Raw genomic sequence first — 13,579 nt, forward strand, 5'->3', positions numbered from 1 at the left:
TAGCGAAGTGATCACGCCGCTTGCGTGGCGCCGAACGCACCCTGGCGCAATAACAGGATCACCAGGCCGAAGGCCCCCGCCGCCATGAACAAGGGCAACGCATGCCCACTGATCCACTGGCTGCCGGCCCCCGCTGCCAGCGGACCGACCAGGCAACCGATCCCCCACAACTGCGCGACATGGGCATTGGCCCGCACCAGCGCATCGTCACGGAAACGCTCGCCGATCAGAATCAGCGACAGGGTAAACAAGCCACCTGCGCTGGCGCCGAACAGGATCCACAGGGGCCAGATCAACGGCGTATCGATCAGTACCGGCACCGCCAGGCTCGATAGCATCAACAACACCGCACAGCCGGTGAACAAGGTGCGGCGGGACATGTAGTCGGCCAGGGCGCCAACGGGCAATTGCAGTAAGGCATCGCCCACCACCACGGTGCTGACCATCGCCAATGCCACCTCGGCACTGAAGCCCTGGCGCAGGCAGTAGACCGGCAGCAATGTCAGGATCATCGCTTCGAAGGCGGCGAACAACGACACTGCCCAGCCAATCGCCGGCAAGCTTCGGCAAAACGCCCACAGGTCGCCCAACGTGACATTGCCGGCCTCGCTGCTGGGCGCGCCGCTGCGCCCCAGCAACAACAGCGGTGCAACCAAGAGCAGGCCGACGCCCACCCAGAAGCCATAATCGTGATCGGTCCCCAGCACGCCGAGCAGCAACGGCCCGGACAACTGGCTCAAGGCATAGCTGCAGCCGTACAACGCCACCAGACGTCCGCGCCATTGTTCAACGACCAGTTGGTTGATCCAGCTCTCACCGAGGATGAAGACCAGGGTCAGCACCACGCCAATCAACAGGCGCAACACCAGCCAGACCGGATAACTGGGCATCAGCGCCAGCAAGCCGATCGACAGCGCGCCGCCCCACAGGCACAGGCGCATCAACGCGGCTGTGCCAAAGCGCGCAGCCAGCCGGCTCGACACCTTGGCCCCCAGCAACACGCCCACCGCCGGCATGGCGGCCATGACGCCGATGGCGAATGAACCATAGCCCCAGCCTTCCAGGCGCAACGACACCAGCGGCATGCTGACGCCCAAGGCCAGGCCGACGCTCAGGACAGACGCCAACACGGCGAAGTAAGTCGCCCAACGCATTTGCACGCTCCTGTGGAGGGTTATCGGTGCAGGTATCACTCAAAATATTGTGGGAGCGGGCTTGCTTGCGAAGGCGGAGTGTCAATCAACTAGCTGTTGAATGTTAAACCGCTTTCGCGAGCAAGCCCGCTCCCACAGGGGATGTGTCTACCGCAAATCTTGCGCTCATCCTCGACCAATGTGGGAGCGGGCTCGCTCGCGAAAGCGGGGTGTCAGTCAACTTAGCCGTTGATGTTAACCGCCTTCGCGACCAAGCCCGCTCCCACAAAAGGGGTCAGAGCTTGATCCAGGTCGCCTTCAGCTCGGTGTATTTGTCGAAGGCATGCAGCGATTTGTCACGACCGTTGCCCGACTGCTTGAAGCCACCGAACGGTGCAGTCATGTCGCCGCCATCGTACTGGTTGACCCAGACGCTGCCGGCGCGCAGGGCCTTGGCGGTCAGGTGAGCCTTGGAAATGTCCTTGGTCCACACCGCCGCCGCCAGGCCATACGGCGTATCGTTGGCAATCTGGATCGCTTCTTCGGCAGTGTCGAAGGCAATGACCGACAGCACTGGGCCGAAAATTTCTTCCTGGGCGATTTTCATGGCGTTGCTCACGCCGTCGAAAATCGTCGGCTCGACGTAGGTGCCGCCGGTTTCCTCGAGGATCCGCTTGCCGCCCGCCACCAGCTTGGCGCCGTCACTGTGACCGGCTTCGATGTAGGACAGCACGGTGTTCATCTGTTGGGTATCCACCAGGGCGCCGACGTTGGTGGCCGGGTCCAGCGGATTACCCGGCTTCCAACCCTTGAGGGCCTCGATCACCAGCGGCAGGAAGGTGTCCTTGATGGAGCGCTCCACCAGCAGGCGCGAACCGGCGGTGCAGACTTCACCCTGGTTGAAGGCGATGGCGCTGGCGGCGGATTCGGCGGCGGCCTGCAGGTCGGGGGCGTCGGCGAACACGATGTTCGGGCTCTTGCCACCGGCTTCCAGCCAGATGCGCTTCATGTTGGATTCGCCAGCGTACACCATCAACTGCTTGGCGATTTTGGTGGAGCCGGTGAACACCAGCGTATCCACGTCCATGTGCAGGCCCAGGGCCTTGCCGACGGTATGTCCGTAGCCGGGCAGCACGTTCAGCACGCCCTTCGGAATACCGGCCTCGACCGCCAGGGCAGCGATACGCAGGGCCGTCAGCGGGGATTTTTCCGACGGCTTGAGCACCACCGAGTTACCGGTGGAGAGGGCCGGGCCGAGCTTCCAGCAGGCCATCATCAACGGGAAGTTCCACGGCACGATAGCGCCCACGACCCCGACCGGCTCGCGCGTCACCAGGCCCAGTTGATCGTGGGGCGTCGCCGCCACTTCGTCGTACAGCTTGTCGATGGCCTCGCCGCTCCAGCTCAACGCCTGGGCCGCGCCAGGCACGTCGATGTACAGCGAGTCGCTGATCGGCTTGCCCATGTCGAGGGTTTCCAGCAGGGCCAACTCTTCGGCGTTCTGCTTGAGCAGGCTGGCGAAACGAATCATGGTGGCTTTGCGCTTGCTGGGCGCCAGGCGCGACCAGACGCCGGAATTGAAGGTTGCGCGGGCGTTTTCCACGGCACGCTGGGCGTCGGCCACGTCGCATGCGGCGACTTTGCCCAAGAGGCGGCCATCGACCGGGCTGAGGCAATCAAAGGTTTCGCCGGACACTGCATCCGTGTATTCACCGTTGATGAAAGCGCGGCCTTCGATCTTCAGGTCGCGGGCACGTTGTTCCCAGTCGGCACGAGTCAGGGTGGTCATACGAGTGTCCTCCTCTTATTGAGTCAGAACGCCGCGCAACGCAGCGCTCAAAGAATTCTGCCCGGCCAGCCTGTTCGGCGCTGTTTTCGGCAGAGGGCACCCGCCACCCTAAACCAGCGGCCGGTGAAGTTTCAATATATTTGACATAGCGGTGGCAAACCGCCTTGCGATGTTCGTTTTAATAAACATAGACTCTGACTCTTCCAGCCATTCGCGCCGTCATTCACGGGGATTACCGCATGAGCATCCAGGACATCGTCGATTTCAGCCACGCCACCACTGCCGCCGACCGCTACCGTCCGGACCCGGCCAAGGTACTCAAGGGCGATCCCGAACAGGCGGTGTACAACCACTACAACAGCCCGTGTGGCCAAATGAATGCCGGTGTCTGGGAAGGCGCCGTGGGCCAGTGGACGGTCAACTACACCGAGCATGAGTATTGCGAAATCGTCCAGGGTGTTTCCGTGCTGCGGGACAACGATGGGAACGCCAAGACCCTGCGCGCAGGTGACCGCTTCGTGATCCCGGCGGGCTTCAAGGGCACCTGGGAAGTGCTGGAACCGTGCCGCAAGATCTACGTGGTGTTCGAACAGAAGGCTTGAAGCCTTGGGATCAAGGGTGCATCGCCCCACACGGGCCATGTGGTGCCTTTGTGGGGGCGAGCTTGCTCGCGAAGAGGCCCGGACAGCCAAAAAAACCAACAAAAAAGGCCCGTATCGTGAGATACGGGCCTTTTTTGTAAGAGGGAAAAATCAATTACTTGATTTTGCCTTCCTTGTAGATCACGTGCTTGCGAACAACCGGATCATATTTCTTGATCTCGATTTTGTCCGGGGTAGTACGCTTGTTCTTGTCGGTAGTGTAGAAGTGACCAGTACCGGCGCTCGAGATCAAACGAATCAATTCACGCATGATTAGCTCCCTTAAACCTTGCCATCGCGGCGAAGTTCGGCAAGCACGACATCAATGCCGCGCTTGTCGATGATACGCATGCCTTTGGCAGATACGCGCAGACGTACAAAACGTTTCTCGGACTCAACCCAGAAGCGGTGATGCTGCAGGTTCGGCAGGAAACGACGACGGGTTTTGTTGTTTGCGTGGGAAATGTTATTCCCAGTCACCGGACCCTTACCGGTAACTTGACAGACTCTCGACATGCCTCAGCCCTCTAAAACCACATGCCCAACCCGGCATGGGTTGGCCGCTTAATCTCTCAGTCATTTGGCGCCAGGCGCCGCGTTTCTTTAAGGGTCTTACCGGCTACACCTACAGTGAAGGAACCGGGCCCCTAGAAAAGAGCGCTGCTTTATACCAGAAAGACCACGGTGCAACAACAACCGATGTGATTTGTCTTTGCGGCAGAACACCGCCCAACCGTCCGGGACGGCTGGGGCAAAGGCCGGCGCAGCCCGTGACCGCTCGTCGCTGCGCGCAGGTTTTTTTCACCTGCGCCAGGTTTGAGCCCATCACGCACCGCCACAGGGTGCCGGAAAATGCAAAAAGGGGATAGTCATTTGCCAGCGAGCCCACTAGGGTAGGCCTTTTCCAGACTGCACTCGCAGATGGGCCTTCGACTTGCACAAGGAAACTGCTCATGCGCCTCGCTGCCCTACCATTGTTGCTCGCCCCTCTGCTGATCAGCCCATTGGCCCAGGCGGCCGCCTTGAGTGTTTGTACCGAGGCGAGCCCGGAAGGGTTCGACGTGGTCCAGTACAACTCGCTGACAACCACCAACGCCTCTGCCGACGTGCTGATGAACCGCCTGGTGGACTTCGACACCGCCAGCGGCAAGGTGGTCCCCAGCCTTGCCAAGAGCTGGGAGATCTCGACCGACGGGCTGACCTACGTGTTCAAGCTGCGCCCCCAGGTCAAGTTCCACCACACCGACTACTTCACGCCGCGTCGCGACCTGACCGCCGAGGACGTGAAATTCAGCTTCGAGCGCATGCTCGACCCGGCCAACCCCTGGCACAAGGTGGCCCAGAGCGGCTTCCCCCACGCCCAGTCCATGCAACTGCCCACGCTGATCAAGAAAATCGACGCGCTGGACCCGTTAACCGTGCGTTTTACCCTCGACCATGCCGATTCGACGTTCCTGGCAACGTTGAGCATGGGCTTTGCTTCTATCTATTCGGCTGAATACGCCGACCAATTGATGAAGGCCGGCACCCCGGAAAAGCTCAACAACCAGCCGGTCGGCACCGGCCCGTTCGTTTTCAACCGGTTCCAGAAGGACGCGACGATCCGCTACAAGGCCAACGACGCCTATTTCGACGGCAAGCCCCAAGTGGACCCACTGATCTTCGCCATCACGCCGGATGCCAACGTGCGCTTGCAGAAACTGCGTCGCAATGAATGCCAGATCGCCCTGTCGCCCAAGCCACTGGACGTGCAGGCCGCGCGCCAGGAACCGACGCTGGCCGTGACCCAGACCGACGCCTTCATGACGGCCTTCGTGGCGATCAACAGCCAGCACCCGCCACTGGACAAACCTGAGGTGCGCCAGGCCATCAACCTGGCGTTCGACAAGGCCAGCTACCTCAAGACCGTCTTCGAAGGCACTGCGCAGGCCGCCAACGGCCCCTACCCACCCAACACCTGGAGCTACGCCAAAAACCTGCCCGGCTACGCCCACGACCCCGCCAAGGCTCGCGAACTGCTGGCCAAGGCCGGTTTGAAGGAAGGCTTCCAGACCACCCTCTGGACCCGCCCTTCCGGCAGCCTGCTGAACCCGAATCCGAGCCTTGGCGCCCAACTGCTGCAATCGGACCTGGCGGAAATCGGCATCCAGGCCGAAATCCGGGTGATCGAATGGGGCGAGTTGATCCGTCGGGCCAAGGCCGGCGAACACGATCTGCTGTTCATGGGCTGGGCGGGCGACAACGGCGACCCGGACAATTTCCTCACGCCGCAGTTTTCCTGCGCGGCGGTCAAGTCCGGCACCAACTTCGCGCGTTACTGCAACCCCGACCTGGACAAACTGATCAGCGCCGGCAAGACCACCGGCGAGCAAGGCGTGCGCGCCAAGCTCTACGAGCAGGCCCAGGCACAGATCCAGCAACAGGCCCTCTGGCTGCCCCTGGCTCACCCGACGGCCTTCGCCCTCACCCGCAAGGAAGTGCAGGGTTATTCGGTCAGCCCGTTCGGTCGCCAGGACTACGCCAAGGTCACCCTCAAGTAACCACCTGTATGCATTGAAACCTGTGGGAGCGGGCTTGCCCGCGAAAGCGGTGGGTCAGCCAGCACGGATGTCGCCTGACACGACCTCTTCGCGAGCAAGCCCGCCCCCACAGAGTTTGCCATTGCCAGATCGCGGCTACATCCACCCGTACTCCACCATCGACAGCGGCTCCCCATCGCCGACGATGAAATGATCGAGCACCCGCACGTCAATCAACTCCAGCGCTTGCTGAAGGCGCCCGGTGAGCACCCGGTCGGCCTGGCTCGGCTCGGTATCGCCGGAAGGATGGTTGTGACACAGGATCAACGCGGCGGCATTGTGGGCCAGGGCGCGCTTGACCACTTGCCGTGGATAGACGCTGGCGCTGTCGATCGAGCCGCGAAACAGCGCCTCATAGGCCAACACCCGATGCCGGGAATCCAGGAACAGGCAGCCGAACACTTCATGGGGTTCATGGCGCAACACGGCCTTGAGGTAGTCGCGTACAACCAGCGGGCTCTCCAGCACCGACTCTCGTCGCAGGTCCTGGGCCAGATGTCGGCGCCCCATTTCCAGGACCGCTTGCAACTGCGCGAACTTCGCCGGCCCCAAGCCCAGTTGCATGCTGAATGTACGCAGGTCGGCGTCCAGTAAACCGCGCAGGCAACCAAATTGATGCAGCAGGTGTCGAGCCAGGTCTACTGCACTCTTCCCGCAAACCCCGGTTCGCAAGAAGATCGCCAACAACTCGGCATCCGAAAGACTCGCCGAACCCAATTGCAACAACTTCTCCCGCGGGCGCTCGGCCGCCGGCCAATCTCGAATACTCATAGGACCTCCTGGTCTGTGGCGCACCGCTGTTCCATAGCGGTCGCTGTGATATCGTAGCCCATCTTTTTTGCAGGCGATTCGCACCCTGGCAGGCTGTTGCCGAAGGGTTCGCACTGCACTGACCACTGAAATCGAAAGGCAGGCCTATGCAGCGGCTGTATCGGAAACGCATCGTTCTGGGCGTCGGCGGCGGCATTGCTGCCTACAAGAGCGCCGAGCTGGTTCGCCGACTCATCGACCAGGGCGCGGAAGTACGGGTCGTGATGACCCGCGGCGGCAGTGAGTTCATCACCCCGCTGACCATGCAGGCACTGTCCGGCCACCCGGTTCACCTGGACCTGCTCGACCCCGCGGCCGAGGCAGCCATGGGCCATATCGAACTGGCCAAGTGGGCCGACCTGGTGCTGATCGCCCCGGCGACCGCCGACCTGATCGCCCGCCTGGCCCAAGGCATCGCCGACGACCTGCTCACCACCCTGGTGCTCGCCACCGACGCCGTGGTGGCCGTCGCCCCAGCCATGAACCAGGCCATGTGGCGCGATCCGGCCACCCAGGCCAACCTGCAATTGCTCGAAAGCCGTGCACTGAAGGTCTTCGGCCCGGCCTCCGGCAGCCAGGCCTGCGGCGATGTCGGCATGGGCCGCATGCTGGAAGCCACCGACCTGGCCCAATGCGCCGCCGACTGCTTCCAGCGCCAGGCCCTGACCGGCAAACACGTGCTGATCACCGCCGGCCCGACCCAGGAAAACATCGACCCGGTGCGCTACATCACCAACCACAGCTCCGGGAAAATGGGCTTCGCCCTGGCCGAAGCCGCGGTGGAAGCCGGCGCCCGGGTGACCTTGATCACCGGCCCCGTGCACCTGCCCACGCCGGACCGGGTCACGCGCATCGACGTCGTCAGCGCCCGGGACATGCTCGCGGCGTGCGAAGCCGCCATCCCCTGCGACCTGTTCATCGCCTCGGCAGCGGTCGCGGACTACCGCCCCGAAGTCGTCGCCCCACAGAAATTGAAGAAAGACCCTACGAGTGGTGACGGCCTGCTGCTGCAGATGGTGCGCAACCCGGACATCCTTGCCAGTATCGCCACCCGCCCCGACCGGCCGTTCAGTGTCGGCTTCGCCGCCGAAACCGAACACCTGCTCGATTACGCCGCGCGCAAGCTCAAGGACAAGAACCTCGACTTGATCGTCGCCAACGACGTCGCCAACCCGAGCATCGGCTTCAACAGCGAGGAAAACGCCTGCAGCGTGATCGATCGCCAGTTGCACGCCACCCTTTTCGCCCAGACCAGCAAGGGCAAGATTGCCCGCCAGCTGATCACCTTCATCGCCGAACGTCTGAACCAGGTTTAAATCTCCATGCACGCTCTACAAGCCAAGATCCTCGATCCACGCATCGGCAACGAATTCCCGTTGCCGCAATACGCCACGCCCGGCTCCGCCGGTCTCGACCTGCGGGCGATGCTCAAGCAGGACACCCTCCTGGAACCGGGCCAGACCCTGCTGATCCCGACCGGCCTGTCGGTGTACATCGGCGACCCGAACCTGGCCGCGCTGATCCTGCCGCGCTCGGGCCTGGGCCACAAACACGGCATCGTGCTGGGCAACCTGGTGGGCCTGATCGACTCCGACTACCAGGGCGAGCTGATGGTGTCGTGCTGGAACCGTGGCCAGACGGCCTTCAACATCGCCGTGGGCGAACGCATTGCGCAACTGGTGCTGGTGCCAGTGGTGCAGGCTCATTTCGAACTGGTCACGGAATTCGACGAGAGCCAACGCGGCGCCGGCGGTTTCGGCCACTCCGGCAGCCACTGAGCCGGCGGTTCGTGGCCGGGCGTGCTGCCCGGCCCGTTTATTAAGCTTCTGTTTCAGGGCGAAAAATGCGCAATGGCTTTCTGCTAGGTTTCCCATCCGGAATCAATGTATTAGGCGACCGAGCTCGGGATAACGCTATCTCATGGCATTTTCCCACCACGAACTCTCTGTCAAAAACGCCGTCATACCCTTCAGCTTGAGCCTGCCGACGCCCCTCGTCGGCCTGTCCAGTCACCCTCTGATAGAGCGCCCCGCCCATGAACACCCCAGCTGCAATCGCCCCGATCTTCCCTGACAGCATCTTCCGCGCCTACGACATCCGTGGCGTAGTACCGGAAACCCTCACCGCCGAAACCGCCTACTGGATCGGCCGCGCCATTGGCTCCCAGAGCCTGGCCCAGGGCGAACCGAACGTGTGCGTCGGCCGCGACGGCCGCCTGTCCGGCCCCGAGTTGGTCGCGCAATTGATCAAGGGTATTGCCGACAGTGGCTGCCACGTCAGCGACGTGGGCCTGGTGCCGACGCCGGCGCTGTACTACGCCGCCAACGTCCTGGCCGGCAAATCCGGCGTGATGCTCACCGGCAGCCACAACCCATCGAACTACAACGGCTTCAAGATCGTCATCGCTGGCGACACCCTGGCCAACGAGCAGATCCAGGCCCTGCACACCCGCCTCAAGACCAACGACCTGAGCAGCGGCAAAGGCAGCGTGACCCAGGTCGACATCCTTGGGCGCTACAACGATGAGATCGTCAAGGACGTGAAGCTCGCCCGTCGCCTGAAAGTGGTGGTCGACTGCGGCAACGGCGCCGCCGGCGTGATTGCCCCGCAACTGATCGAAGCCCTGAACTGCGAGGTCATCCCGCTGTTCTGCGAGGTGGATGGCAACTTCCCCAACCATCACCCGGACCCGGGCAAGCTGGAAAACCTGCAAGACCTGATCGCCAAGGTCAAGGAAACCAACGCTGACCTGGGCCTGGCCTTCGACGGCGATGGCGACCGCGTCGGCGTGGTCACCAACACCGGCAGCGTCGTGTTCCCGGACCGCCTGCTGATGCTGTTTGCCAAGGATGTCGTGGCGCGCAACCCGGATGCCGAGATCATTTTCGACGTCAAGTGCACCCGTCGCCTGGTGCCACTGATCAAGGAATATGGCGGTCGCCCGCTGATGTGGAAGACCGGTCACTCGTTGATCAAGAAGAAAATGAAACAGAGCGGCGCCCTGCTGGCCGGGGAAATGAGTGGCCACATCTTCTTCAAGGAGCGCTGGTTCGGTTTCGACGACGGCATCTACAGCGCCGCGCGCCTGCTGGAGATCCTCAGCAAGGAGCCCTCCAGCGCCGAAGACCTGTTCGCGACCTTCCCGAACGATATTTCTACGCCGGAAATCAATATCCATGTGACCGAAGAGACCAAATTCAGCATCATTGATGCACTGCACGACGCTCAATGGGGCGAAGGCGCCGAACTGACCACCATCGACGGTGTGCGGGTCGACTATCCCCAGGGTTGGGGCCTGGTGCGCGCGTCCAACACCACGCCGGTGCTGGTCCTGCGCTTCGAGGCCGACAACGAAGCCGAACTGCAGCGCATCAAGGATGTGTTCCACACCCAACTCAAACGTGTTGCACCTGATCTTCAACTACCGTTCTGATTTTTGAAGCACCACCGGAGCCCTGAATGACCCTCGAACGCGAAGCCGCCGCCAATACCGCCAAGGTCCTGTCCGAAGCGTTGCCTTACATCCGACGCTATGTCGGCAAGACCCTGGTGATCAAATACGGCGGCAACGCGATGGAAAGCGAGGAGCTGAAAACCGGCTTCGCCCGCGACATCGTGCTGATGAAGGCCGTGGGCATCAACCCGGTGGTGGTGCATGGCGGTGGCCCGCAGATCGGCGACCTGCTCAAGCGCCTGGCGATCGAAAGCCATTTCATCGATGGCATGCGTGTCACCGACGCGCAGACCATGGATGTGGTGGAAATGGTCCTGGGTGGCCAGGTCAACAAGGACATCGTCAACCTGATCAACCGCCATGGCGGCAGCGCCATCGGCCTGACCGGCAAGGATGCCGAACTGATCCGGGCGAAAAAGCTCACCGTGACCCGCCAGACCCCGGAGATGACCCAGCCGGAAATCATCGACATCGGCCAGGTGGGCGAAGTGGTGGGCATCAACACCGACCTGCTGAACCTGCTGGTCAAGGGCGACTTCATCCCGGTCATCGCGCCTATCGGCGTGGGGGCCAACGGTGAGTCGTACAACATCAACGCCGACCTGGTGGCCGGCAAGGTGGCCGAGGCACTGAAAGCCGAGAAGCTGATGCTGCTGACCAACATCGCCGGCCTGATGGACAAGTCGGGCAAGGTCCTGACCGGGTTGTCGACCCAACAGGTCGACGACCTCATCGCCGACGGTACGATCTACGGCGGCATGCTGCCAAAGATCCGCTGCGCGCTGGAAGCGGTACAGGGCGGCGTCGGCAGCTCGCTGATCATCGATGGCCGGGTGCCGAATGCGATCCTGCTGGAGATCTTCACCGATACCGGCGTGGGTACGTTGATCAGCAATCGCAAGCGTTCTTAAGCGATTCCGGTAAAAAAAGACCCCGCTCAACCTGGTTGAGCGGGGTCTTTTTTTCACGGTTTACCGGTCAAGGCAAACTTATGTGGGAGCGGGCTTGCTCGCGAAAGCGGCAGGTCAGTCAACACAAGGTTGAATTTGCCATCGCATTCGCGAGCAAGCCCGCTCCCACAAGGGATTGTGCAAGCCGATCAGACGCCGAACTGCGCCCGATAAGCCTCAACCGCCGGCAAATGCTGTTTGAGCTGGGGGTCATCAGCCAAGAATTCCAGCACCTGGGTCAGCGACACAATGCTGATCACCGGAATGCCAAAGTCGCGCTCCACTTCCTGGATCGCCGACAACTCACCATTGCCACGCTCCTGGCGGTTCAGCGCGATCAGCACGCCGGCGGCCTTGGCGCCGTCCTGGGAAGCGATGATCTGCATCACCTCGCGAATAGCGGTACCGGCGGTGATCACGTCGTCAATGATCAGGACATCGCCGGTCAGCGGCGCGCCCACCAGGCTGCCGCCTTCACCGTGAGCCTTGGCTTCCTTGCGGTTGAAACACCAGGGCAGGTCGCGCTCGTGATGCTCGGCCAGGGCGACGGCGGTGGTGGCGGCCAGCGGGATGCCTTTGTAGGCCGGGCCGAACAGGACGTCGAACGCAATACCGCTCTCGACGATGGCCGCTGCATAGAAACGCCCCAGCTGCGCCAGGGCCGAACCGCTGTTGAACAGGCCGGCGTTGAAGAAGTACGGGCTGGTGCGTCCGGACTTGAGGGTGAACTCACCGAAGCGCAAAACCCCGCGATCGATGGCAAAACGAATGAAATCGCGCTGATACGCCTGCATGAAAAAAGCCTCAAATACCGCGGATTTAGCTAAATAGGTACACGCCGTGTATCATACACGCACGTGATTTTTGGGGCCATTTATGCGGATCATCAGTGTGAACGTCAATGGTATTCAGGCTGCAGTCGAGCGTGGTTTGCTCAGTTGGCTGCAAGCACAGAATGCCGACGTCATCTGCCTGCAGGACACCCGCGCCTCCGCCTTTGAACTGGACGATGCAGCCTTCCAACTGGATGGTTACTTCCTTTATGCCTGCGATGCCGAAGTCCCCGCCCAGGGTGGCGTGGCTTTGTACTCGCGGCTGCAACCGAAGGCTGTCATCAACGGTCTCGGTTTCGAGACGGCGGACCGCTACGGGCGCTACCTGCAAGCCGATTTCGACAAGGTCAGCATCGCGACCTTACTGCTCCCTTCGGGGCAGAACGGCGATGAAGATTTGAATCAGAAATTCAAGTTGATGGACGACTTCGCCCGTTATCTTGATAAACAGCGACGCAAACGTCGCGAGTACATCTATTGTGGCTCGCTGTACGTGGCGCAACAGAAGCTGGATATCAAGAACTGGCGCGACAGCCAGCAATCTCCTGGCTTCCTGGCGCCGGAACGGGCCTGGATGGACGAGATCATTGGCAACATGGGCTATGTCGATGCCCTGCGCGAAGTCAGCCGCGAAGGCGACCAGTACAGCTGGTGGCCGGACAGCGAGCAGGCCGAGATGCTCAACCTCGGCTGGCGTTTCGACTACCAGTTGCTGACGCCCGGCCTGCGCCGCTTCGTGCGCAGCGCTCGCCTGCCGCGCCAGCCTCGGTTCTCGCAGCACGCGCCGCTGATCGTGGACTACGACTGGACGCTGACGATCTGAGTGTCGTTTCGCAGCCACAAAAAAACCGACAGTCGATGTCGGTTTTTTTGTGGCCACTGAAAATCAACGGTGGGAGCGAGCTTGCTCGCGATGACGATGGATCGGCCAACATCGATATTGAATGAACAGCCGCAATCGCGAGCAAGCTCGCTCCCACAGGGCAAGGCGCTAGCTGATCGTTATTTGACCAGCCGCCAGGTAAACGGATACCGATACGGCTGCCCTTCATTGGCCTTGACCCCGGCGATGATGGTCAACACCAACGCACCAATGGCCACCAGACCGAACAGGAAGAAGCCAATCACCACGATCATCAGCAGCAGACTGATCGCCGAGGCGATCGCCACGGTGATCTGGAAGTTCAGCGCTTCCTTGCCTTGGGCATCGATGAACGGGTCGGACTCACGCTTGAGCTGCCAGAGCACCAGCGGCCCGATTAGCGTACCGAACGGAATCCAGATCCCCAGCAAGGCGGACAGGTGACAAAACATTGCCCATTGACGCGCCTCTTTGCTCGGCTGGGGCAGCAGGACTGGCTCATCACTCATGTCGCTCTCCTTGTCTGAA

At 61.7% G+C, this 13,579-nt stretch carries 13 protein-coding genes and 1 pseudogene; 7 read left to right on the top strand and 7 right to left on the bottom strand.

The window, feature by feature from the left end:
* Window positions 1-11 precede the first annotated feature (11 nt).
* Entirely contained in the window at window positions 12-1,154 is a 1,143-nt protein-coding gene (locus V5F23_RS27320) for an MFS transporter (RefSeq protein WP_123579231.1), read from the bottom strand.
* Between the two features lie 274 nt (window positions 1,155-1,428).
* The gene (locus V5F23_RS27325; RefSeq protein ID WP_042728986.1) at window positions 1,429-2,922 is read right to left on the bottom strand and encodes an aldehyde dehydrogenase; all 1,494 of its coding nucleotides are present in this window, start codon (window positions 2,920-2,922) and stop codon (window positions 1,429-1,431) included.
* A 239-nt stretch (window positions 2,923-3,161) separates the two neighbouring features.
* Here V5F23_RS27325 and V5F23_RS27330 point away from each other — a divergent pair, with 239 nt between their 5' ends.
* Window positions 3,162-3,524, top strand: a complete 363-nt coding sequence (locus V5F23_RS27330; protein ID WP_042728985.1) for a cupin domain-containing protein — start codon at window positions 3,162-3,164, stop codon at window positions 3,522-3,524.
* 154 nt (window positions 3,525-3,678) lie between these two features.
* Here V5F23_RS27330 and rpmG read toward each other — a convergent pair whose 3' ends face one another.
* Window positions 3,679-3,834 (bottom strand): 50S ribosomal protein L33, encoded by a 156-nt coding sequence (gene rpmG / locus V5F23_RS27335; RefSeq protein ID WP_003177274.1) that lies wholly within the window; start codon window positions 3,832-3,834, stop codon window positions 3,679-3,681.
* 11 nt (window positions 3,835-3,845) lie between these two features.
* Window positions 3,846-4,079, bottom strand: a complete 234-nt coding sequence (gene rpmB / locus V5F23_RS27340; protein ID WP_007921114.1) for a 50S ribosomal protein L28 — start codon at window positions 4,077-4,079, stop codon at window positions 3,846-3,848.
* Between the two features lie 437 nt (window positions 4,080-4,516).
* On the opposite strand from rpmB, the gene V5F23_RS27345 reads away from it, so the two are divergent.
* Window positions 4,517-6,103, top strand: a complete 1,587-nt coding sequence (locus V5F23_RS27345; RefSeq protein ID WP_123579232.1) for an ABC transporter substrate-binding protein — start codon at window positions 4,517-4,519, stop codon at window positions 6,101-6,103.
* A gap of 135 nt (window positions 6,104-6,238) precedes the next feature.
* On the opposite strand, the gene radC is transcribed toward V5F23_RS27345, so the two are convergent.
* The gene (gene radC, locus V5F23_RS27350; protein ID WP_042728983.1) at window positions 6,239-6,913 is read right to left on the bottom strand and encodes a DNA repair protein RadC; all 675 of its coding nucleotides are present in this window, start codon (window positions 6,911-6,913) and stop codon (window positions 6,239-6,241) included.
* 146 nt (window positions 6,914-7,059) lie between these two features.
* Here radC and coaBC point away from each other — a divergent pair, with 146 nt between their 5' ends.
* The 4 genes and pseudogenes from coaBC (at window position 7,060) to argB (ending at window position 11,317) form a co-directional block, all read left to right on the top strand.
* Window positions 7,060-8,268: a bifunctional phosphopantothenoylcysteine decarboxylase/phosphopantothenate--cysteine ligase CoaBC gene (gene coaBC / locus V5F23_RS27355; protein WP_047735761.1), complete on the top strand. Its 1,209-nt coding sequence runs from the start codon at window positions 7,060-7,062 to the stop codon at window positions 8,266-8,268.
* Window positions 8,269-8,274: 6 nt separating this feature from the next.
* The gene (gene dut, locus V5F23_RS27360) at window positions 8,275-8,730 is read left to right on the top strand and encodes a dUTP diphosphatase (RefSeq protein ID WP_047735760.1); all 456 of its coding nucleotides are present in this window, start codon (window positions 8,275-8,277) and stop codon (window positions 8,728-8,730) included.
* A 296-nt stretch (window positions 8,731-9,026) separates the two neighbouring features.
* Window positions 9,027-10,385 (top strand): annotated as a pseudogene (locus tag V5F23_RS27365) (phosphomannomutase/phosphoglucomutase); the annotation flags it as partial.
* Window positions 10,386-10,411: 26 nt separating this feature from the next.
* Entirely contained in the window at window positions 10,412-11,317 is a 906-nt protein-coding gene (gene argB / locus V5F23_RS27370; protein WP_053150277.1) for an acetylglutamate kinase, read from the top strand.
* A gap of 188 nt (window positions 11,318-11,505) precedes the next feature.
* Here argB and pyrE read toward each other — a convergent pair whose 3' ends face one another.
* Complete coding sequence (pyrE, locus tag V5F23_RS27375; protein ID WP_047735758.1) at window positions 11,506-12,150, bottom strand: orotate phosphoribosyltransferase; 645 nt, start codon at window positions 12,148-12,150, stop codon at window positions 11,506-11,508.
* An 82-nt stretch (window positions 12,151-12,232) separates the two neighbouring features.
* Here pyrE and V5F23_RS27380 point away from each other — a divergent pair, with 82 nt between their 5' ends.
* Entirely contained in the window at window positions 12,233-13,012 is a 780-nt protein-coding gene (locus tag V5F23_RS27380) for an exodeoxyribonuclease III (RefSeq protein WP_042731262.1), read from the top strand.
* A 179-nt stretch (window positions 13,013-13,191) separates the two neighbouring features.
* Here the strand turns inward: V5F23_RS27380 and V5F23_RS27385 are convergent, their stop codons facing one another.
* Window positions 13,192-13,560, bottom strand: coding sequence for a DUF4870 domain-containing protein (locus V5F23_RS27385; RefSeq protein WP_042731263.1), 369 nt, complete (start codon window positions 13,558-13,560; stop codon window positions 13,192-13,194).
* Between the last annotated feature and the right edge of the window lie 19 nt (window positions 13,561-13,579).

The organism is Pseudomonas sp. WP18 (assembly GCF_036689585.1).
GTDB lineage: Bacteria > Pseudomonadota > Gammaproteobacteria > Pseudomonadales > Pseudomonadaceae > Aquipseudomonas > Aquipseudomonas chlororaphis_E.

Bases quoted from the DNA above. Each gene is read 5' to 3' on its own strand.
- argB (WP_053150277.1), top strand. From the start codon at position 10,412: ATGACCCTCGAACGCGAAGCCGCCGCCAATACCGCCAAGGTCCTGTCC.
- radC (WP_042728983.1), bottom strand. From the start codon at position 6,913: ATGAGTATTCGAGATTGGCCGGCGGCCGAGCGCCCGCGGGAGAAGTTG.
- coaBC (WP_047735761.1), top strand. From the start codon at position 7,060: ATGCAGCGGCTGTATCGGAAACGCATCGTTCTGGGCGTCGGCGGCGGC.
- pyrE (WP_047735758.1), bottom strand. From the start codon at position 12,150: ATGCAGGCGTATCAGCGCGATTTCATTCGTTTTGCCATCGATCGCGGG.
- V5F23_RS27385 (WP_042731263.1), bottom strand. From the start codon at position 13,560: ATGAGTGATGAGCCAGTCCTGCTGCCCCAGCCGAGCAAAGAGGCGCGT.
- V5F23_RS27320 (WP_123579231.1), bottom strand. From the start codon at position 1,154: ATGCGTTGGGCGACTTACTTCGCCGTGTTGGCGTCTGTCCTGAGCGTC.
- V5F23_RS27325 (WP_042728986.1), bottom strand. From the start codon at position 2,922: ATGACCACCCTGACTCGTGCCGACTGGGAACAACGTGCCCGCGACCTG.
- V5F23_RS27330 (WP_042728985.1), top strand. From the start codon at position 3,162: ATGAGCATCCAGGACATCGTCGATTTCAGCCACGCCACCACTGCCGCC.
- rpmG (WP_003177274.1), bottom strand. From the start codon at position 3,834: ATGCGTGAATTGATTCGTTTGATCTCGAGCGCCGGTACTGGTCACTTC.
- V5F23_RS27380 (WP_042731262.1), top strand. From the start codon at position 12,233: ATGCGGATCATCAGTGTGAACGTCAATGGTATTCAGGCTGCAGTCGAG.
- rpmB (WP_007921114.1), bottom strand. From the start codon at position 4,079: ATGTCGAGAGTCTGTCAAGTTACCGGTAAGGGTCCGGTGACTGGGAAT.
- dut (WP_047735760.1), top strand. From the start codon at position 8,275: ATGCACGCTCTACAAGCCAAGATCCTCGATCCACGCATCGGCAACGAA.
- V5F23_RS27345 (WP_123579232.1), top strand. From the start codon at position 4,517: ATGCGCCTCGCTGCCCTACCATTGTTGCTCGCCCCTCTGCTGATCAGC.